At 35.4% G+C, this 21,090-nt stretch carries 13 protein-coding genes and 1 pseudogene; 11 read left to right on the top strand and 3 right to left on the bottom strand.

All coding sequences use genetic code 11. The features are described from left to right. The first annotated feature begins 9 nt into the window (after positions 1-9). The gene (locus EHQ43_RS13400) at positions 10-645 is read left to right on the top strand and encodes an LA_2219 family laminin/E-cadherin/plasminogen-binding protein (protein ID WP_135771465.1); all 636 of its coding nucleotides are present in this window, start codon (positions 10-12) and stop codon (positions 643-645) included. Between the two features lie 59 nt (positions 646-704). On the opposite strand, the gene EHQ43_RS13395 is transcribed toward EHQ43_RS13400, so the two are convergent. Together EHQ43_RS13395 and EHQ43_RS13390 are read right to left on the bottom strand one after the other, a co-directional pair. After that, positions 705-1,676 (bottom strand): LEA/WHy family protein, encoded by a 972-nt coding sequence (locus tag EHQ43_RS13395; protein ID WP_135771464.1) that lies wholly within the window; start codon positions 1,674-1,676, stop codon positions 705-707. Positions 1,677-1,709: 33 nt separating this feature from the next. After that, positions 1,710-2,480, bottom strand: a complete 771-nt coding sequence (locus EHQ43_RS13390) for an exodeoxyribonuclease III (protein ID WP_135742109.1) — start codon at positions 2,478-2,480, stop codon at positions 1,710-1,712. Between the two features lie 50 nt (positions 2,481-2,530). Between EHQ43_RS13390 and EHQ43_RS13385 the strand changes: the two genes are divergently transcribed. The 8 genes and pseudogenes from EHQ43_RS13385 (at position 2,531) to EHQ43_RS13350 (ending at position 15,893) form a co-directional block, all read left to right on the top strand. Next, a complete protein-coding gene (locus tag EHQ43_RS13385) occupies positions 2,531-5,353 on the top strand; it encodes an adenylate/guanylate cyclase domain-containing protein (protein WP_135771463.1) in 2,823 nt (940 codons plus the stop codon). 5 nt (positions 5,354-5,358) lie between these two features. Beyond that, on the top strand, positions 5,359-7,482 hold the full coding sequence (locus EHQ43_RS13380) for a FecR domain-containing protein (protein ID WP_135771462.1): 2,124 nt from the start codon (positions 5,359-5,361) through the stop codon (positions 7,480-7,482). Continuing rightward, on the top strand, positions 7,472-8,653 hold the full coding sequence (locus EHQ43_RS13375; RefSeq protein WP_135771461.1) for an LIC11435 family protein: 1,182 nt from the start codon (positions 7,472-7,474) through the stop codon (positions 8,651-8,653). Before EHQ43_RS13380 ends, EHQ43_RS13375 begins: the two co-directional genes overlap by 11 nt. Before the next feature lie 43 nt (positions 8,654-8,696). Continuing rightward, the gene (hisD, locus tag EHQ43_RS13370; protein ID WP_135771460.1) at positions 8,697-9,989 is read left to right on the top strand and encodes a histidinol dehydrogenase; all 1,293 of its coding nucleotides are present in this window, start codon (positions 8,697-8,699) and stop codon (positions 9,987-9,989) included. Then, positions 9,986-10,837 (top strand): pantoate--beta-alanine ligase, encoded by an 852-nt coding sequence (gene panC, locus EHQ43_RS13365; protein WP_135771459.1) that lies wholly within the window; start codon positions 9,986-9,988, stop codon positions 10,835-10,837. The genes hisD and panC overlap by 4 nt, the downstream gene beginning before the upstream one ends. A gap of 69 nt (positions 10,838-10,906) precedes the next feature. Continuing rightward, positions 10,907-14,269: pseudogene (gene mfd, locus EHQ43_RS13360) on the top strand (transcription-repair coupling factor); the annotation flags it as partial. 100 nt (positions 14,270-14,369) lie between these two features. After that, the gene (locus EHQ43_RS13355; protein ID WP_135742102.1) at positions 14,370-15,047 is read left to right on the top strand and encodes a lipoprotein LipL31; all 678 of its coding nucleotides are present in this window, start codon (positions 14,370-14,372) and stop codon (positions 15,045-15,047) included. A 6-nt stretch (positions 15,048-15,053) separates the two neighbouring features. Continuing rightward, a complete protein-coding gene (locus EHQ43_RS13350; RefSeq protein ID WP_135771457.1) occupies positions 15,054-15,893 on the top strand; it encodes an undecaprenyl-diphosphate phosphatase in 840 nt (279 codons plus the stop codon). On the opposite strand, the gene EHQ43_RS13345 is transcribed toward EHQ43_RS13350, so the two are convergent. After that, on the bottom strand, positions 15,868-18,402 hold the full coding sequence (locus tag EHQ43_RS13345; RefSeq protein WP_135771456.1) for a 7TM diverse intracellular signaling domain-containing protein: 2,535 nt from the start codon (positions 18,400-18,402) through the stop codon (positions 15,868-15,870). The genes EHQ43_RS13350 and EHQ43_RS13345 overlap by 26 nt on opposite strands. 55 nt (positions 18,403-18,457) lie before the next feature. On the opposite strand from EHQ43_RS13345, the gene EHQ43_RS13340 reads away from it, so the two are divergent. Next, a complete protein-coding gene (locus EHQ43_RS13340; protein ID WP_135771455.1) occupies positions 18,458-19,639 on the top strand; it encodes a class I SAM-dependent rRNA methyltransferase in 1,182 nt (393 codons plus the stop codon). 25 nt (positions 19,640-19,664) lie between these two features. After that, complete coding sequence (locus EHQ43_RS13335; protein WP_135771454.1) at positions 19,665-21,089, top strand: MBOAT family O-acyltransferase; 1,425 nt, start codon at positions 19,665-19,667, stop codon at positions 21,087-21,089. Position 21,090: the final 1 nt, after the last annotated feature.

Below are 21,090 nucleotides of genomic sequence, written 5' to 3'. Positions count from 1 at the left end.
GATGACCAAATGAAATTTTTGTTTCACTCTGTCTTAATTGTTTTCTTCCTTTCCTTCGTTTCTTGCCAAACTACGAAAGATTCAACACCGACTCCTACGGAGGAAACAAAAACAGAAACGAATTCAACAAAAGACTTTCTACCACCTCCTGGAGGTGAAGGGGAAATCATCCTCAATGAAAAAGGGGAAGAGGTACAAAACCATACAGGTGAAATTCCTTTTTTCCAAAAGAAAAGTGATCTCCCCCAAGAGTTGTTTCGAGTTTATATCGCTTCAGATTCGTATATGGTGAGACAAATCCGCCACACTGACAAAATACGCAGGAAACCCGACCCAGGTGGGGATGAACTTTCCAAAGAGGAAATGAAAAAGTTTGACCTTTTAAGTTTTGTAGATGATGGGATCATTTCCATTGGGTTAAACACTGTCACTGGAAAATTGGAATCCATTGCCTTTGATAGAAGGGTACCCCGAATCAATGACATTGCTAAAATCATCCAAAATGATGCCTCAAGGTTTAACTATGAACATTCTTCAAAAGATGGAAGTCCAATCATCACAAAGTTTCTTGTGACGTACCAAATCCGTTTGTATCCAGGAAAAACAAGAGACGAAGTCAAACAGATGTTACAGAAAAAGAAATAAGATTTATCTGATTCAATGGTTAGGTTTTAAGTACTGTTCAAAATCATCGGAATAAAAACTCACCATTGAAAATTTCCTTTTTTCTCATAAGAAAAGGGAATATTCTCACGTAAATTAGGAACTAAAAATCCAGAATCTCCCTTTAACTGATAAACCGCCTGTTTCGATTGGATTGTTTTGTAAAGAGATGTTCCGATGGAGGCGATAGGGAATTGATTTGTAACTTTCACAGTTGATTCTTTCCCTTGGTTAATGATTTCCTTTGGAGATCCGGTAAGAAAATTTTCTCCAGCTAGTTGCAGATTGTATTTTAAATCTGTTAAATTAAAAGTAGATGCAGCTTTGTTTGAAAATACAAAATCAAATTCTGTTTTTAGATTCAAATTTAGACCAGATAACCCTGCTTTGGCGGCAGAAGTGATAGGCGTTTTGGAACCACCAAGTAATCCTTTTAAGAAATTGGTTGTTGTACCAACGAGAGCATCCGTATTTGATGCGCTGAGGATTTCCGATTCTGTTGGCATAAGAATTTTAAAATTACGAATTTCTACGTCTGGCAAAACGGCAGGGATTTCTTTCTTTTGGACAAAAGGAAAATTGATCGAGTCCTTTCCGAGTAATTGCCATTGTTTCGGAATGGGAATTTTCATATTACCTTTAGCACTTACCTCTAACATTGGTTTTGTGGGAAATTTTTTGTAAAGTTGATAAAGGTCTGCATAAGTTAATTTTACTTCCAAAGGAAGTGATTTTGTTTTATTTGCTTCGATTGCACCCAAATCAGTTTTTACTTTTGATAACTTCATACCTTCAATGTTGATATCCATATCCAAAAGCGAACTAGGAAGCGAAACGGGATAAGGATTGGAAACAGATGTTTCAATCCCTAATGTGATATCTGTAAAAGTGATTTGTTTGATATGCAGGGATTCGAAGGAAAATTCTGGTGTTGGGATTTTGTCTTGTAAAACACCAAGTACCGAACACTGGAGAGTGAAAAAAATGGAAAGGACAGAAAGGATACGTTTCATACGAAAAGAATTGAATGTGAAAAAAGGGTTCTGTCAAGAGAATTGGATCTCAAGGACAACGGGAGCATGGTCAGATAAAACCGGTTCCTTGGCAATCTTTGCGGAAATGAGATTCACAGTTTTGGATTTTGTGACAAAAAAATAATCGATTCTCCAACCTTTGTTGTTTTTTCGCGCTTGGAATCGGTAGGTCCACCAAGAATATTCATCTTTCTGATCAGGATGGAGGGTGCGAAAACAATCGAAAAATCCTAGGTCTAAAAATTCGGTTAACCATTTACGTTCTTCAGGTAAAAAACCAGAATTCTTTTCATTTCCCTTGGGGTTGTGGATGTCAATTTCGGAATGGGCGATATTGACATCACCACAGACCAGGAGAGGTTTTTTCTTTTTTAAAAAGGGTTTGGTAAGATTAGTAAATTCATCTAAAAACTGGTATTTGACCTTTTGGCGGTCTTCGCCGCTAGTTCCCGAAGGAAAGTATAAATTCCATAAGTAAAAATCATTAAATTCGAGTAAAACAGACCTGCCTTCTGTGGTAAAAATCCCATCCCCAAAACCAATGGTACTTCCTTTCGGTTTGATTTTTGTAAAAACTGCAGTGCCGCTATAACCTGCTTTTTCAGCCAAACAAAAATGAACGTCATAGCCAAGGGTTCGAAATTCCTCTCTGTCAATTTCTTTCGCTGGAGCTTTCGTTTCTTGGAAACAGATAATGTCAGGATTTTCGTGACGTATAAATTCGAGTAAACCTTTGCTGAGACTGGAACGAATTCCGTTGCAATTTAACGTGATGATTTTCATCTAGAAATCAGATCGATTAGAAGCCAATTTAAGTCGATACTAAAAACAGTATGTTAGAAATTTCCGCCGAAATTCCGTTCCTTCGAACGTCCAAACTCACATTTCTTGTCTGGGATGAAACTCCAGACAGTTTAGAAACATGGAAGGGCGATGAGGGAATCACAATTTTCTTCCAAACGCGAAGGACGATGGAACTTGAGTTTCGATTTGGACCACCTCCTTGGGGGATCTCGTTTCAAAATGATCGATTTGAATACCCTTATGTTTCCATTCATAATATTTCATCTAACAAATATTTAGCGAAGTCTCTTGCCTCTGCAACTGAAGGGAAAAATCTTTTTGTTATTTTCCCTAAATCTTTAGAAGTGGAAGTCAGGTCAGTTTTTGCAAGACTTGAATACCTTTTTGATGATCGAATTTCACCTGATCGGATCACTCACAAATTTGGGCTTACTGGTAAAACTAGTTCCATTCCAGAAATGACAAATGGAAAATCAAAAGAAATTGAAACCAAAAGTTTATCATTCCCTCCACTTGAACTTGTGGGTGTTTCTGGCAAAGCAAAAGTCCGACTCTTACAACTTACTACAGTTGGAATTCCTGAATTAGAAACTGAAAAGAAATTTTCGAATCCACTACAAGAATCAAATCATACAAATGGATCTCAAGTCATGAATGTTCAAACTGATGAGGTTGAACTTGATCCCAATCATCCGTATGATTTAATCGAATCCTCCTTTGCAACATCAGAAGAAGGGAACTCAGATTTAAATAAGAATGAAGATGATTCAACGAATTCAAAGATAAAGGAAGAGAAACATTCTTCAAAAGAAGAGACAAGCATAACAAACCAAAATTCAACCGATGTCCCGAATCACCTGGCGGAGACGTCAGTGAATACAAAATTTTCACTTCAATTAAAAATGATGGGTGTCATTAGCCTTCTTTTTGTATTGTCAGTTGCTTCCATTATTATTTTTGCCTCTTTTTATTTTAAAAGATCCATTGAACTACAGTTACGTGATAATAACATTCGCATTGCAGAAATTATTGGCTCAAAGGTTAAATCAGATGTATTAGGAGTTGTCGAAAAGGGACGCCAAATTGCCATCACACTCACAACACAAGGTCTGCCAGAAGAAGATCGCAAATTACTCCTCAAAACCTTTTTCAAAAATGATAAAGAGTTTATCTATTTAGGAATTTTTGAACGAAGAGAAAACACACTTGTGATGAAACGAGAGGTGTTTAATGAAGAAGAACTTAAAAAAAGTGCAGTCACTGAAGATGATTTTCATGCAGTCGTCAATCGAAACAGAGATGCACTTGCGGAAGCATTTAATGGACAAACTGTATTACTCAATTCGAGTCCTGGATTTGTGGAACCTTCATTTGCCATTGCGATTCCCACGGCTGAAAATGGAGAATTAGACAATGCACTTGTTATTATCGTAAAATTAGAAAAAATTATCGGGGCATTTTCGAAAAAAGGAATTGAAACTACTTTTATGGTAAACGGACAAGGAACTGTCCTTGCCCATCCAAAAGAAGATTTGGTTCTTGCGGCTACAGATTTAACCAATATGCCCATTGTGAAGGCGATGCTTACAAGTGCACCGAGCACGGGGCAAATGAGTTATTTGGATGAAGAACTGGGAGGTACGTATTTGGGTTCCTTCCAAAAGATTGGTTTTGCTGATGCGGGAGTAATTACCATTGTATCGGAAGAAAAGGCGTTTGGTGATGTTTATAAAAGCCAACGAACAAATCTTTATATCGCAGGAATTGGATTATGTTCTGCATTGATCTTTGTATTCTTCTTTTCTAAAACGATTACAAAACCAGTATTGCAGCTGTTAAGTGCTACGCTAGAAATCGCAAAAGGCAATTTTAAAATTGGGATCAAACCAACTACCCAAGATGAAGTAGGTTTACTTACAAAATACTTCATCGATATGGGCAAAGGATTGGAAGAACGAGAAAAGGTTAAAAATATTCTCGGAAGTATGATCGATCCTGTGGTGGTACAGGAAGCAATGGTGGATCTTGCTGCCTTAAAACGAGGGTCAGAAACTCATATCACAGCATTTTTTTCGGATGTAGCTAGTTTTTCAACAATCTCAGAACAATTAAAAAGTGCGGACCTTGCTGCACTCTTGAATGAATACCTCTCGGCGATGACTCTGCTTTTAAAAAAACATGAAGGTGTATTGGATAAATACATTGGTGATGCCATCGTTGGTATTTTTAACGCGCCAGTACCTGTGGTTGACCATGAATTAAAAGCTGCCAGAGCCAGTGTTGACATGGTGATGAAATTACAAGAACTGAGAGAATATTGGACAACCAATAATTTGTATTCTAAAGAAGCGCAAGTGATGGATGCTCGGATTGGACTCAATTCAGGTCCTGCAAAAGTTGGGTTTATGGGAACTGACGCCCTCGCTTCTTATACGATGATGGGTGATACGGTAAACCTTGCAGCAAGGCTTGAAGCAGCAGGAAAAGATTATGGCGTAAACATTCTCATCACTGATCCAATTCGTGAAAAAATCCAAGAAGAAATGGTTACCCGTTACGTAGATTTAGTCCGTGTCAAAGGAAAAAATGAACCTGTACGAATCCATGAATTAATTGGTTATAAATCTATCATTCCTTCAAATTTAATAGAAGCAGCCAAATACTATGAAGAAGGATTTACTGAATACTTAAACCAAAATTGGACAAAAGCAATTCAACTTTTTAAACAATCTGAAAAGAGTAAAGGTTCAAAAGATAAATCGAGTCAGATGCTTATTGAACGTTGTGAAGAATATATTCTCAATTCTCCTGGGAATGATTGGGATGGTGTTTTTACGAGGACACATAAATAACTGCCATGCGTTTGTTAAATGATACAAAATTTGTAGTAACAGGACTTCTCCTTCTTATCCTGTTATTTTCATTTTTATTGTATTCAAATTTGAATTTCAGAGCCAATGATTCTACCGAGCCAACTATCGGTGTTATCACATTTAAAAATAAAACTGTTCTTCGGAAATACAACGACGCTGTGGTTTGGGATTTGATTGAATCCAAAACCGAAGTCAAAAACAGAGATACCATTCGTACAGAAGGATTGTCTGATGCTATATTGACACTCAATGATGGAACAAAAATTAATATCTCCGAAAATTCTATGATTCTTCTCGATATTTCTGATAAAAATATCAATATCAATTTTGCTTATGGTTCATTCGAAGCAGCGAGAGAGGGTGTCGTTTCGGGCGATATGAAAATGAACATCACTGCTGGTGACAAAACGGTGGAAGTTTCAAGTGGAGATATCAAACTCGACAAAACAAAATCAGAATTGAATATAAAGGTAGACCAAGGGGAAGCGAAGCTTACTTCGAATGGAAAAGAAGAAAAAATCGGAAAAGACCAAGTCGCCAATGTTACTGACTCGGGAGTGAAGGTTGGCAAACAGTTGTTTCGATTGGTAACCCCGGAAGACAGAAAGAATGTTTTTTCTGAATCAGGACAAGAGAGGATCAACTTTTCCCTTGCTGGTTGGAATAACGATACATCCAAACGATCTAATCCAATTTTGGAAGTCTCCCTTTTTCCAGATTTTTCAAAATCCCTTATTCGTGAAAAATTAAGTTCTGCGACTGTGAGTAAAAAATTGGATGTAGGATCTTATTATTGGCGTGTCTCATATACGGATCCTAGTTCACAAACCAAAGCAGTGACTGAAGTATACCAATTCAGAATTTTAAGTGATCCATCTTTGAAACTTTTATCGCCTAGAAATGGTGAAGTGATTTCATTTTCGCATGAAATTCCTGTGATCAGATTTGTTTGGAATTTACTAGATTTGTATTCTTCCTACACCGTTCAAATTGCCAGAGATAATGGATTCACTGATATTGTGACTTTAAAACAAACGCAGAATCAGTCACTTGCGTTTGATAATTTAAAAGAAGGCACTTACTTTGCAAAAATTAAGGCAAAATCAAGTTTACAAGGAATTGATGAAAAAACGTCATCAGTTGTTTCTTTCCAGATACTAAAAAAAACAAATACAACTCCACCTGAATTACTAGAACCAAACAAAGGAAAGGTGATTGCGGAAGAACTAACAAAATCTCAATTGTTTTTTTCTTGGAAAGATGATAAGGATTTTGACTCCTATCAATGGGAATTGAGCAGTGACAGTAATTTTAATTCGATTCTACAGTCAGAAAAACTGAAAAACAATTTTTTCAAACTTAGTAATGGGTTAAGGATTGGGACTTACTTTTGGCGTGTCAAAGGTAAGTCCAATGGTGGTCAAAGTTTTGATTCAAAACCATACCAATTCACTGTGATCGCAAAAGAAGAAATGGAACTCATTTCACCGAACCAAGGTGCTGAGGTGGAAGTGGATGATCGTAACCTCGTAATCCTGAAATGGAAAAAATTAACTGGAAAATCAAACTATGAAATTGAAGTTTCCAAACAATCGGATTTTGCAACTACCATTGTAAAAGAAAACGTAGTGGGTAATTATTATGAATTTAAATCAAAAGAATATGGGCGTTTTTACTGGCGTGTGAAGTCTTTAGAAGGTGAAAGTAATGTGAGTGTCACAAGGAATTTTCAGATGGTTTCAAATGTGGAACCACCGAATCTTTTATCTCCAACTCGTAACGAAACCATTGACTTATTTACAAAAAATTATATCAGTTTTAGTTGGAAACCTGTTGAAAAAGTTTCTGCATACCGATTGAAACTTATCGATGTTTCTGGCATCAAAGAAAAAATCATATTAAACGAAAGAATATCGACTAATAAATTCCAAATGAACGAAATCCAAAAATTAAATGTGGGTAGGTTTCGTTGGGAAGTTTCCTCCCTCTATAAAGTTTCGGATGGATCGGAAAAGGAATCGGTATCAAACAAACAAGATTTTTTCATCTCAGTGCCTGAGTTGAAAGTACCGAAGATTCTCACTCCAGGGACCCTCTATGTGGAATAAACAAATTATATTCTTTCTTGTTTTTGGTTTGTTTACGTTTTCTCTTTTTGCAGAACCTGACGGAGAAGAGGGCACACAACACCAGTTACGCTGGATGGAAGTAGATGGTGCCATTGGTTACGTACTTGAGATTAAAAATTCTAGCGGATACTTAGTTTTATCCGAAAAAGTGAAAGGAACAAGCTACGATTTGGTAAATTATACTTCTGGTGTGTATGAACATCGAGTGGCTGTGATCAATAAATTAGGTAAAGTTGGAAGTTATTCGGAATGGGTGAAATTTGAAGTAGTGGTCTCAAGAGTTCCAACACTTTCTAAAGATTCTGTGTATTCTGTTTCCAAGGAAGAAAAGGAAAAAGTTTTTTTATTAGAAGGAAAAGATTTTATCCATCCCATGAAAGTTTATATGGTCACTGGTGGAAAACGAATCCCTGCTAAAAAAGTTGTGATTGAATCCGATGGTGTGGCAAAAGCAACTTTTGCGGTAGATCCCGATACAGATACTGGGATTTATGATTTGGTTTTAGAGAATCCACGTAACAAAACATTAACAGTCAAACAAAGAGTTGTACTATCGGATTCAAAAGAAAAAGCAGCAAATTTTGCTAAACGCCAGGAAAGAATCATTCGAAAAGAAATTCCTGAAGACTATTATGAGACTCCCTATTTTTCAACACTTTGGAGATCAACGATAGTGCCTGGTTGGGGACAAAAATACATAGATGGGAAAAATTGGAAATTGTATGTATATCCTGTGATTGCCCTTTCTGCAGCAGCCGTGTATGCCAATTCCTATAATCGTTTTATCAGTGCCAGATCAGATTACCAATCAGCAGTTTTACTTGGTGCTGTACTTGCGGAACGTGCAGACACTCAAGTATTATGGTTACTCAATCGAAGTAATGCAGAAGCGAGTTTTAACCGCGCAAAAACTGAGTTAGGTGTAATTCAAGTGGGTGCGGGTATCCTTGGTGCTTTCCTAGTTTATAATTTGGTGGATTCCTACTTTTCAGCCAAACGAAATGTTGCAACCTACGAACCTGGTTTCCCGTTAGGAAGTGAAAACCAAAGGGTGTATGCGTCTATGTTTACTGAATCAGGATTTTCTCAAACAAAAGCTGGAAGTGAAATAGGGTCCCGATACCAAATCGAAATCTCATCCCGTTTTTGACAAAAAGCTTGTTTAGGGAAGCACTCCCTTTGATGCTGAAATTATGCCAATTCCTATCCTCCAATGTGATCGAAATTCTAAAGATCAATACTCTCGTTTTCTTTTGGGGGCAAGGGAAGATTTAAGTGCTGCCACGACACGTATTTTACCAATTTTGGAATCAGTGCGAACCAAGGGAGACGAAGCCCTTTTGTCTTATACTGAGAAATTTGATGGCATCAAACTCTCACAAGTTACAATCGATCCTAAACAATTCAAAACAAATATTGATCCTAAAATAAAAGAGGCTTTCCTTCGTGCCAAAGCCAATATCGAAGATTTCCATTTGGCTCAAAAAAGGGAATCTTGGTCAAAGATCATTGATGGTAATCGTCTGGGTGTTAAATACACTCCAATCCCTTCGCTTGCTGTTTATGCTCCAGGTGGAAAGGCTTTGTACCCATCAAGTGTCCTTATGGGTATCATCCCCGCAAAGATTGCAGGTGTTCCTTCGATCCAACTCATCACACCTCCACAAAAAGAGGGACTCCCAGAGATTTTAGTTTGGTTGGCTCAGATCCTTGAGATCGACCGGATTGTTACGGTTGGCGGAGCACAAGGAATCGCCGCCGCTGCCTATGGTACGGAGTCTGTACCAAAATCAGAATTCATTGTTGGACCAGGGAATGCCTATGTTGCCGCCGCCAAATCCTTTTTAAGCGGACAAGGGTTGATCGGCATTGATAGTCCTGCAGGACCAAGTGAGGTTTGTATCATTGCTGATGGTAGCGCGAATGCAAAATGGATCGCTTGTGATATGTTATCCCAAGCAGAACATGGAGAAGATTCTTCTGCAATCTTACTCACAACGGATCTAACACTTGCGAAACGTGTCAGCGAAGAATTAGAAATTGCATTTGTAGAAAGACCGAAACGTTTACAGATGAAACAAAAAGCTATCTATGAAAATTCAGCTGTTTTGGTTTTCCCAAACATTGATGATTGTATTTGGTTTTCCAATGAACTTGCGCCAGAACATTTAGAGATACAAACAGAAAACAACGAAGTCATTTTTTCAAAAATAGATCATGCGGGAAGTGTTTTTCTTGGTCCTTATTCCCCAGTGGCAATGGGAGATTATATTTCCGGTACCAATCACATTTTACCAACGGCGAGAGGGAGTCGTATTTATTCATCCTTGGGTGTTGATACGTTTTTAAAACGGGTAACTTTTCAAGAAGTAACTAAAGAATCTTTAGAAACATTGTATCCCTTTGTAAAACTCATGTCGGAACTCGAAGGACTTGATGAAGAACATGGAACAAGTGTCAAAGTTCGAACAAAGGGACACGAATGATAGTTGTAACAGATCCTATTGAACTAAAAAAAATTGTATTAGAATGGAAATTATCAAATCAAACCATTGGTTTTTGTCCTACTATGGGAACACTCCATGCAGGTCATATGGATTTGGTAAAAACTTCCAAATCTCAAGTTTCCAAAACAATCGTATCGATTTTTATCAATCCAACCCAATTTAATGATCCAAAAGATTTTGAAGCCTATCCAAAAAATACGGAAACTGATTTGAAGTTATGCGAAGAAAATGGTGTAGACCTTGTATTTTTGCCTTCTGTTGAAGTAATGTATCCAAAATCAACAACTCCAATCCAAATGAGCATTCCTTCATTACAATCTACTCTTTGTGGGAGAACTAGACCTGGTCATTTCGAAGGGGTTTTACAAGTTGTATCAAAACTTTTTCACCTAACAGATCCAAATATTGCCTTTTTTGGACTCAAAGATTATCAACAATTTCGAGTGGTATCTGCCCTCGTGACAGAACTCAATTTTCCCATACAAATCGTTGGAGTTCCCACAAAAAGAGAAGCGGATGGACTTGCTATGAGTTCAAGAAATGTAAGGTTATCACCAAAAGATAGGGAAACAGCAAGTCTCATCCCTAGGATGTTCCAATTAGCTAAAAAAACACTACATGGTGGTGAAAAGAACATTTTAATATGGAAAGAAATTCTAACTGATTTTTTATTAACGGGTTCAAATGTAAAAATTGATTATTTAGAAATCGTTGATCCAATTACTTTGCAACCACTTTCCCAATTATCTGGTGAACTATTACTTGCAACTGCTGTATTTGTAGGTGATGTACGTTTGATCGATAATGAAATATTAGTCTCTCCTTAAGTTTTTATAATGTCAAAAGAAATCGAAGTTAGCTCATTCCAACCAAAACAAGTATTTGCTGAGGCAAAAGAAACTCTCGTGAGTCTGAGTGGGATCCCAGAAGCGGCACATTCCTTCGTGACGAGTGAATTGTATGAAAGTAAAATTACCAAAAAACCATTTGTTGTCATACTACCAACTAACCAAGAAGCTGAAAGTTTTTCTCGAGAATTATTAAGTTTTGTAGATAAGGAAGAAATTTATTTTTTCCCAGGTCCCGAAAATATTCCATACGAATACACTAAGTGGCAAACAGAATGGAAACGAGATCGAATTCTTACAATCAACCAAATTTTAGCTGGGAATCGAAGTTTGGTTGTTACTTCTGTTGCCGCATTCCTTAGGAAATTGCCAGAAAAAGAAAGTTTAAAAGGGAAATCGATTTCATTAAAATTAGGTGTTGATTTCCCTTTAGAATTACTATTATCAGAACTCATCCAGCTTGGTTACCACCGCGAAGAAGTTTGTGAACAATTCGGACATTTTAGTTTGAAAGGTGGTATCTTAGACATTTATACACCATTCCTAACAAACCCCGTAAGAATTGATTTTTTCGGAGATACTGTTGATGAAATTCGAACATTTGATCCTAATACTCAAAAATCTATTAGTAAAATTGATGAAATTATAATCACAGCTGCAAATGAAACAATCGTAACAAAAAAAGAATTAGAATCATATCATAATATAATAAAAGAATATTCTAATAAAAGACTTCCAATAGATTCTGAAATTGAAATTATCGAAGAACATTTACCTCTGATCAGAAAACAGGATGGTTTTTTAAGTTTTTTTCCAGAAGCGCCAGTTCTAATTTTTCCAAAATTTCATGAAACAAAAGAAAGATCTTATGGAATGGAAAGGGAATATAATACCCTTTTTGAAAAGAAAAAAGATGAAGCATTGTGTTTGCCACCAGAAGATTTATTATCGTTTGGTCCCGAATGGAAATCATTAACTTCAGAAGACACGCCAGGAATTCAATTTACATTATTGCCAAACGCAAAACATAATTATTCATATACACCTATTACGGAAGTAAAAAGTTTCCGCGGGAAAATTCGAGAAGCTAAGGAACACTTTTTAGATTTACTATCTGAGAATCCAGGGCATACGATTTTTATCACTTCATCCTTTTTAGCTCAAATGTTAAGACTTAAGGGTTTGTTCTCTGAGACTGAGGTCAATGTGTTAGGTGAAAATTCAGAGGAACCTTTACAATTTCCTTTTTCCTCTATTCGACCCGGTATCCATTTGATTTTATCGGATTTGAAACGTGGATTCCATTTAGTTGAAAAAGGTATTTTTGTTTTTACGGATAACGATTTATTCGGTCGCCAATACAAACGAAAAACTCGTTATAAAAAACAATCCTCTCAAATGATTGAATCTTTTATTGATTTAAAAGAAGGGGATTATATTGTCCATGTTAATCATGGAGTCGGTCGCTTTATCAAAATTGAAAGAACGAAGGCTGACGGAAAAGAAAGAGATTTTCTTAAATTAGAATATGCTGGTGGGGATAGCTTATTTGTTCCTTTGGACCAGATTTCATTGGTTCAAAAATATATTGGAGGTACTGATTCACCAAAATTAGATACACTTGGAAAAAACTCCTGGAAAAAGGCAAAAGAGAGAGTCCAAGAATCCGTTGATAAACTTGCTGAAGAACTAGTGTTACTTTATTCGAATCGAATGAAGTTAAATGGTTTTGCTTTTCCTCCGGATACAATTTGGCAGGAAGAATTTGAAGCAGCTTTTGAATTTGAAGAAACTCCTGACCAAATTTCAGCCATTGAGGCTGTCAAACAAGACTTAGAATCATCAAGACCCATGGATCGCTTGGTTTGTGGTGACGTTGGATATGGAAAAACAGAAGTAGCAATCCGTGCTGCCTTTAAGGTTATCATGGCGGGAAAACAAGTGATGTTACTTACACCAACGACAATCCTTTCACTTCAACATTTTAATACATTTAAACAAAGATATGAAAACTATCCAATCAAAATAGCATTCGTTTCTAGATTTCGTTCCCCTTCTGAGATTAGAGATGACTTAAAGAATTTTACAGAAGGTAAAATTGACATGTTAATTGGAACCCATGCAATTCTTTCTTCTAAGGTGAAACCTAAGAATTTGGGTTTACTGATTATTGACGAAGAACAAAAGTTTGGTGTTACACATAAAGAATCAATTAAAAAATTTAAAAACCTCGTGGATGTTTTGACTCTAACAGCAACACCTATACCGAGAACTTTACACATGGCGCTTACTGGAATTCGGGAATTATCTATTATCTCAACTGCTCCTAAAAACAGACAAAGTGTAGAAACCTATGTTTTGGAAGAGGATGATACATTGATCCAAGAAGCGATTCGAAAAGAAATTGAGAGGGGTGGCCAAGTTTTTTATTTGTACAACCGAGTGGAATCCATTGAAGAAGAAGCATCTTACGTTAGGTCCTTAGTTCCGGAAGTATCCGTTGGTATCCTTCATGGTCAATTGACAGAGGATGAGATTGAAGAAACACTTGTAGATTTTTATGAAAGAAAATACGATATTCTAGTTACAACGACAATCATTGAATCAGGGATTGATATGCCAAATGTTAATACGCTTATTGTAAAACGAGCGGACATGTTTGGTTTATCACAGTTATACCAAATTCGAGGTCGTGTCGGTAGGTCTGATCGAAAAGCCTCTGCTTATATGTTTTATCCTTCCAAAAAACTAATGACTGAACTTGCGGAAAAACGATTGAACACGATTTTTGAATATCAGGAGTTAGGTTCTGGTTTCAAAGTAGCCATGCGTGATTTAGAAATCCGAGGGGCAGGGAATTTACTTGGGAAAGAACAGTCCGGCGATATTATGGAAGTTGGATTTGATCTTTATGTGAAAATGTTAGAAGAGGCCATTTCTCGTATCAAAGGCGAAGAAATTAGGGTCGAAGTTCGAACAGCGGTGAATTTAAAAACTAATTTTTATCTACCAGATGAATACATACCTGATACAAAACAAAAAATTGAGTTTTATAAACGATTTGAAGGTTCCGCAAATTTGGATGAAATTGAGGAACTCGCAATGGAGATGGAAGACAGATTTGGAGAACTTCCGCAAATTGCTAAGACCTTTGTGGAACTTGAAAAAATACGGACCTTAGCTTCCAATTTGGGATTTGAATTTGTGACCGAAAAACCAGAGGAAATTTTATTTAAATGTGGAACATACTTCCGAGGGAATCCAAACCTTGTGATCCAAGCTATGAGCCAATTTAAAGGTCTCATAATTTCTCCATCAGAGCCGTCTGTACTTCGTTATACGAATTTAGAAAAAGATGACCTTAAAAAAATTAAAAAACTCCTAGCCATTTTGGAGTTTTTGGCAGCTTAAATTTTAAGCTAAGGAATCAAGTTCTGGTTGGGAAAAAAAGATAGACATCGAGAGAATTCGAGAAACCATCATCTCAAATCTATTTTGGCACTAAAATAATATGAAAAAAATCCTTCCTTTGTTTGTGTTTTTGGCATCTTTTGCCCTAGTACAGTGTTCTGACTCCTCACCGGTCATTGAAACCTTAGACAACCATAAAATTACTGTTAAAGATTTCGAAGCTGCTTATGATACAGCGCTTGATTCAATCAGTCGTTTACAAAATATTGAGAAAAAAACTCTCCTAGAATTCATTGAAAAAGACATCAATGAAGTACCTCCCAATTTCCAAGATCTCAATTACCAACTCCAAAAGAAAAATTTCTACCAAACCTATCGCCAGATGATTATGACACGCCTCGTAGCTGAGAAGAATGGATTTATCTCAAGACCAGATGTAGCGGAAGTGATCAAACAAGTTGAAATGCAAACTATCGCACAAATGTATGTTTCAGAACAAGTGGAGAAAAAAATCCAAATAACTGAAGAACAAGCTTTAGCAGAATGCGAGAGGATGAGAAAGTTAGATCGTAATTTTAATCTAACGATCGACAAATGTAAAACATTTGCAAAAGCCCAGTTAAAACAAATGCAAACCAGAGAATACTTACCATTAGTTGTGGAAAGGATCAAGGAAGAAGTAAGTATCAAACGAAACGAAAAATTTGATTTGGATGCATACCTTGCTCCAAAGAAAAAAGTAGAAGAACCGGCACCTACACCAGCTCCAAATAACTAAGTTTGAATGGATAATACTTTAAATGCATTTTTACGTGGCATCATTGAAGCTGCCACGGAATTTTTGCCAGTTTCATCAACTGGCCATTTGTTTTTGTTTAGTTATTTTTTTCCCTTTCAAAACCTTTCTGTTCCACATGAAGACTTTGAAGATTTGTTTGATATTTTCATTCAAACAGGTGCAATTCTTTCGGTCGTTGTACTTTATTTTAAAACATTATCAAACCATTTGATTACTGCCATAAAGTTTGGACTCAAGAAAACAACAGATCGAAATGGTTTTCAATTTTATTTGAATTTATTTATTGGAATTTTACCAATTTTGATACTTGGTTTTCTTTTTAAATCCCAACTAAACCAAATCAAAATGAGATCTGACTTACTCCTAATCTTAGGTCTGTCTTGGTTTGTTGGAGGGCTCATCATGGTGATTGTTGAAAAAAGACACTTAGATGAGAGTAGTGGTAAGACAATTGGACTGAAAGAATCAATCATCGTTGGATTATTGCAATGTTTTGCACTCATTCCAGGTGTATCGCGTTCTGCTGCTACAATTATATCCGCACGGACATTGGGAATTTCCAAAAAAGATAGCGCTGAATATTCCTTTTTTCTAGCAATTCCTGTACTAACTTTAGCTGGTATTTATAAATTATATAAACATAGGCAAATTTTAAATTCTGAAACAATTGGACTCTTACTATTTGGAAGTATAGTTTCATTTATCATTTGTTATTTTATCATAAGACTTTTTATGGCATTCATCAGAAGGCGAAGTTTTATTTCCTTTGGAGTTTACAGAATCTTTTTAGGGTTACTTGTTATACTTTACTTTCTGCGTTACTAATATTAAGAAAATCTAAATAAAAATTCTTTTTATCATATTGTTCCATTCTGTCTAACAAATGAAAAAAGAGTTTTGTATTTTTCTGATTGAATTTGTTTCTTAAAAATAACCTTTCGCTCCAAACTACTGCTTCGGTTAACCTTCCAAGCAGATATTCAGCTTTCGCAATCATATAGAGATAGTTTTCTTTAGAAGGATTTCCCTCTAAAGATTTTTTAAAATGTAGAATTGCTTTTTCCCATTCTTTATTTTGAAAATAAATTTTTCCTGCTAATGAATGGAAGTTTGGGTGAGCTGCTTCTTCAATGAGAGATAGAATGTCTGATAATGCTTGTTTTTCATTTCCTTTTTTTACTTCTGATTGAATGTTTAGAAATTTTGTACGGATTGATTCAGATATAGTTATATTTTTGTTAGTAGAGTGGTAGGTAATCTTCAAAAAAGAAATGTCATCGGTGATTTCGCCATTCTCTTCAATTTCTTTAACAAGTTTTAATAAATTTCCTTCTGATCTTTCAACGAATCTTAAGATTAAAGTTTCATCTTCGTTGATATTTCGAATTTCTGTTCCGTTGTAGATTCCTATATCATCTCGTCCGTCAGACCCAATGATGAGAATATCTCCATCTAAAAGTGCAAATGTTTTGATTTGAAAATGGGTATTATTTTTTGGGAAACCTAATTTACGCATGGAAAGTTCAGTTTCGATAAAAGAGGAAACTCCATCTCGGTATAATATGCTCCATGGGTGCTCCGCATTTATGTAATATACGAATCCATTTCCTCCTACCATCCCAAGTACAACACTGGATAACATGGAACCATCGAAGCTAGCAAAAACAGATTGAAGTTCAATGTATAAGTCCTTTAGCCAAAGTTCTGGAGGTCTTTTTTTGGTATCATTTGATTTTACTCGTGATAAAACAGCTTGGAATACCACTCCTAGGACAAGTGCACCACCTGCACCTTGGATCGATTTTCCCATTGCATCGGCATTGGCAAAGACAGTATACTCACCTGAATCCAAAGTGAGAGGACCTACGATACAAATATCTCCACCTATTTCACCGTTTTTTCCCCTAAAATGGAATTTCTTTTTTTGATTTATGTAGGATTCAAATTGAATGGAAGGAATACGATTTTGAATTCTTGCTAATGGTTGGATGAGAAGGGATGTTAAAAAGTAGTCCCCATCTTGTCTTTCTTTAAGAATTTGTAATTGATTTAACGATTCATTGAGTGCATCTGTACGTTCCTCTACTTTTTTTTCTAAGTTTTTATTTAGATCTTCAACTTCTTCATTTAATTTTACAAATGAATTTGCGAGTATGATCGCAAGAGATATATTAAAGAATAAAAATGCATATCCCATGATACGTGGGAATACCCAGTAATTTCGGTTCGTTGCTGTGTCTATGATCGCTGCAATTAATACGATGGTGATTCCAACGGTTATATAAATTGCGCGTTTTTCTTTCTTTTTTAAATTTCTGATTAAAATTGTAAAAATTAAAATCACATAAATGATCCAGGTAGGTTGCACAAAATTGGCTAATGTGAAGTTCAAAATTTCAATGTTAGATGAAAAGAAAAAGAATACAAAGATGCAAAGTTGAAAACTATCTAAAATTTTGCCAAAAATACTATACCTTTCATTAAATAATGTCCGAAGAAAATGATACATAAAAGGTATCAATAGTAAAATGATTAAGTATTCCACTTTCTTCATTTCCAAAAAAGGAAATCCCAATTCATATTTCAATTGATTACGCAAAAAATTATAAAACACAAATGCGAAAGAAAATAATGAAAAAAACAAATTTTCTCTATCTTTGCGACGTCTTATGAATAAAAATAGAAAGTAACCTCCAACAGTTGCATAGATGGTAAGAAAGATGAGTTTGATAAATTCATCTTTAAAAAAACGTGATTGGATTTCTTTCGTTGGTCCAAGTAATGTTTGATCTTGTTCAATCCCTCCCGAATTTTTAAAATATAATTGGATTTTTACTAACAAAAGATTTTTTTTGTTTGAATGTATCAATTGATTTGGAATCGGATAGATTCTCACCTTGTCATAGTTTTGTGGAATAAGTGAGTCCCATTCCCCAGTTTTTCCGATCAAATTACCATTGAAATAAGTTCTATCCCGATCATTTATAATTCCTAATCGAAAACTATATTGAAGATTTTTGTCTTCATTAAATTCGATCCATTTGGCTAACATTACAGTGCGAGTTTTTATATAATTTTCACTATTGAAGAACAAGTTGCCTGGTATTTTGATTCGTTTCCATTCCCAAGTATGGAAATTGTTTTCATTGATATTTTGAATGACTTCTTCTTCTAAATCTGTTTCTAGAATGTACCATTTTGAGTTTGGATCAATGGACTGGGTATCCAGGGAAAGGATTGTTTTTGGATCGTTTTGAATGGTAAAATCAATGGAAGGACTTGATTCGATTCGGGAAAAAGAAAAGACAAGAACAATCAGTAACTTTTTAATCATATTTACGTGGGGGAATTTTTACCCTAAACAATTCGTAAATGCAATTGGATGAAGAATGGTCATTCGTTTAAAGAAGAATAAAGAAAAAGCTGTATTAAATTTTCATCCTTGGATTTTTTCCGGCGCAATAGAATCTGTAGGAAAAGGAATTACATCTGGAGATACTGTTGCTGTCCATAGTTTTGATGGAAAATTTCTTGCCTTTGGCCATTTTGATTCGGGAAGTCAGATCCGGGTCCGTTTGTTCTCTTTTGATCCAAACCAAGACGGCAATGAAAAAGAGTATTGGTTTTCCAAATGGAAATCCATTTTACAACAGAAAAAAGATTTATTACCCAAAGACACAACTGGATTTCGATTGTTCCATTCAGAGGGAGATGGTGTTCCAGGAATCATTGTCGATGTCTATGAAAGGACAGCTGTTTTACAATTAAAAACTGCAGGAGCTCTTCGGTTACAAGAATATCTTGTGTCATTTTTGGACGAAATAGGTTTCGAAGTTATTTTAGAAAAACGGGAGAAAGCTGATTCTAAAAAAACAGAAGAGGTTATCTTTTACAAAGGTAATGCATCCGAAACCATTTTCAAAGAAAATGGAATTCAGTTTATTGCTGATAGTACCAAAGGACAAAAAACTGGATTTTTTCTAGACCAAAGAGAAAACCGATCTTTGCTAGGAAAATATTCAAAGGATAAGGTAATTTTAAATACGTTTGCTTATTCTGGCGCATTTTCAGTTTATGCGATATTAAATGGTGCGAAAATCGTTCACAGTTTAGATATCTCAAAACAAGCATTAGATTTATGTGAGAGAAATTTAGTTTTAAATGGATTATCAAATTGTATCGAAGAACAAAAACATAAATCTTTAGTTTTAGATTGTTTTGATTACTTAAAACAAATGGAATCCAATTTTTATGACATAATCATATTGGATCCACCTGCATTTACTAAAAATATTTCCACTGTCATGCAAGCAAGTAGAGGTTATAAAGAGATTAATATGAGAGCTATTTCAAAAGTAAAGGATGGTGGACTCGTTTTTACTTTCTCTTGTTCCCAACACATTTCTTTTGATCTATTTAAAAAAATTATATTCGGTGCAGCTAAAGATGTTAAAAAAAAGGTGCGAATTTTGCATCATTTAACACAAAGCCCGGACCATGGATATTCTGTATATCATCCAGAAGGAGAATATCTAAAAGGTCTTGTGATTCAGGTTGATGGAGAAATATAAATGAAAAAACTGGTGAAATCTTAGAATGAAATTTACATCCCTTAGTTTCCTTTTATTCTTTCTTGTTGTTTACGTTTTACATTGGATGATCCGAGGTAAATACCGTTTAATTTTCCTTTTTTTGGCGTCCTTTGTTTTTTACGCCGCTTGGTCGATCCCATTTGCATTCCATTTTTTGGTGATCGTTCTATTGAACCATGTAATGAATCGGCAGATTCTAAAGAACAAAGCAAGTATTTGGTATCCGATTTCCTTATTTATCAATTTTGGAAACTTATTTCTTTTTAAATATTTTTATTTCTTATGGTCTGTTCTCTTCCAAATGACGGGAAGTATTTGGTTTTCGAATGACACTGTTCAAAGTTTTTTAAATTCTCAATTTGGTTTTGACTCGATTACATTACCACTTGCAATCAGTTTTTATACGTTCCAAATGGTGGCATATACAATCGATGTCAAACGCGGTAATGCGAATGAAAATCCTAATTTCTTACAATTTGGTCTTTTTATTTTCTTTTTCCCTCAATTGGTTGCGGGTCCGATTGTACGACATGGTGAATTTTTTTACCAATTGGAAGTGTGGAATGCAAAGAAAGAACAATTGTTTGAGGGTTATTATTTAGTATTCCTTGGATTGTTTAAGAAAGTAGTGATTGCTGATAATTTATCTACTATCATCGAACCTGTTTTCCAAAATCCAAATCTCTATGATGGTGTAACCAATGGTTTGGTGATGTTTGGTTATGCGGCTCGAGTTTTTTGTGATTTCAGTGGTTACACAGACCTCGCGCGTGGTTTAGGCAAATTATTAGGAATTAACTTACCTGAAAACTTCCATGCACCTTACTTATCAGCATCGGTTCGTGAATTATGGACTCGTTGGCACATGACGCTAGCTACTTGGATTAAAGATTATATTTATTTTCCTTTGGGTGGATCTAGAGTTTCTGAATGGCGTGGATACTTAAATTTAGTGGTTACGTTTACTCTTGCTGGATTTTGGCATGGTGCAAACTTTACTTTTATCATTTGGGGTTTTTTACATGGATTTGTCTTAAGTTTGGAACGGAAAGTTGAGATTTTAATCAATAAACCGAAAGAACAAAAGGTAATTCTTTGGAAAAAAGTTTTAGGAACAGTTTATACATTTTTATTCTTCGTGTTGACGATTCCTTTTTTTAATGCACCAACTGTTACCAATGCCTTTTCTATGTTATTTCGTTTTTTTACGAATGCAAGCGGTGAAAGGATCGTTCAAATTGAAAAAATCATATATTCGTTATTGTTAACATTTCTCTTAAACTATTTACAAACCAAATTAAGTTTTCCTAGAAGTCATTGGTCCACAAAATTCAGTTTGGTCTTTTTGTTTTTGTTTTCGTTTGTCATTACAGTTCTGTTAGGTTATTTGGCACCAGGGGGAACGGAGTTTATCTACTTCCAATTCTAAT

Source organism: Leptospira bouyouniensis, assembly GCF_004769525.1.
Taxonomy (GTDB): Bacteria; Spirochaetota; Leptospiria; order Leptospirales; family Leptospiraceae; genus Leptospira_A; species Leptospira_A bouyouniensis.
This window is presented reverse-complemented; position numbering and strand designations above follow the sequence as displayed.

Excerpts from the sequence above, each read along its gene's own strand:
- EHQ43_RS13400 (WP_135771465.1), top strand. The coding sequence starts at position 10 with ATGAAATTTTTGTTTCACTCTGTCTTAATTGTTTTCTTCCTTTCCTTC.
- EHQ43_RS13395 (WP_135771464.1), bottom strand. The coding sequence starts at position 1,676 with ATGAAACGTATCCTTTCTGTCCTTTCCATTTTTTTCACTCTCCAGTGT.
- EHQ43_RS13390 (WP_135742109.1), bottom strand. The coding sequence starts at position 2,480 with ATGAAAATCATCACGTTAAATTGCAACGGAATTCGTTCCAGTCTCAGC.
- EHQ43_RS13385 (WP_135771463.1), top strand. The coding sequence starts at position 2,531 with ATGTTAGAAATTTCCGCCGAAATTCCGTTCCTTCGAACGTCCAAACTC.
- EHQ43_RS13380 (WP_135771462.1), top strand. The coding sequence starts at position 5,359 with ATGCGTTTGTTAAATGATACAAAATTTGTAGTAACAGGACTTCTCCTT.
- EHQ43_RS13375 (WP_135771461.1), top strand. The coding sequence starts at position 7,472 with ATGTGGAATAAACAAATTATATTCTTTCTTGTTTTTGGTTTGTTTACG.
- hisD (WP_135771460.1), top strand. The coding sequence starts at position 8,697 with ATGCCAATTCCTATCCTCCAATGTGATCGAAATTCTAAAGATCAATAC.
- panC (WP_135771459.1), top strand. The coding sequence starts at position 9,986 with ATGATAGTTGTAACAGATCCTATTGAACTAAAAAAAATTGTATTAGAA.
- EHQ43_RS13355 (WP_135742102.1), top strand. The coding sequence starts at position 14,370 with ATGAAAAAAATCCTTCCTTTGTTTGTGTTTTTGGCATCTTTTGCCCTA.
- EHQ43_RS13350 (WP_135771457.1), top strand. The coding sequence starts at position 15,054 with ATGGATAATACTTTAAATGCATTTTTACGTGGCATCATTGAAGCTGCC.
- EHQ43_RS13345 (WP_135771456.1), bottom strand. The coding sequence starts at position 18,402 with ATGATTAAAAAGTTACTGATTGTTCTTGTCTTTTCTTTTTCCCGAATC.
- EHQ43_RS13340 (WP_135771455.1), top strand. The coding sequence starts at position 18,458 with ATGGTCATTCGTTTAAAGAAGAATAAAGAAAAAGCTGTATTAAATTTT.
- EHQ43_RS13335 (WP_135771454.1), top strand. The coding sequence starts at position 19,665 with ATGAAATTTACATCCCTTAGTTTCCTTTTATTCTTTCTTGTTGTTTAC.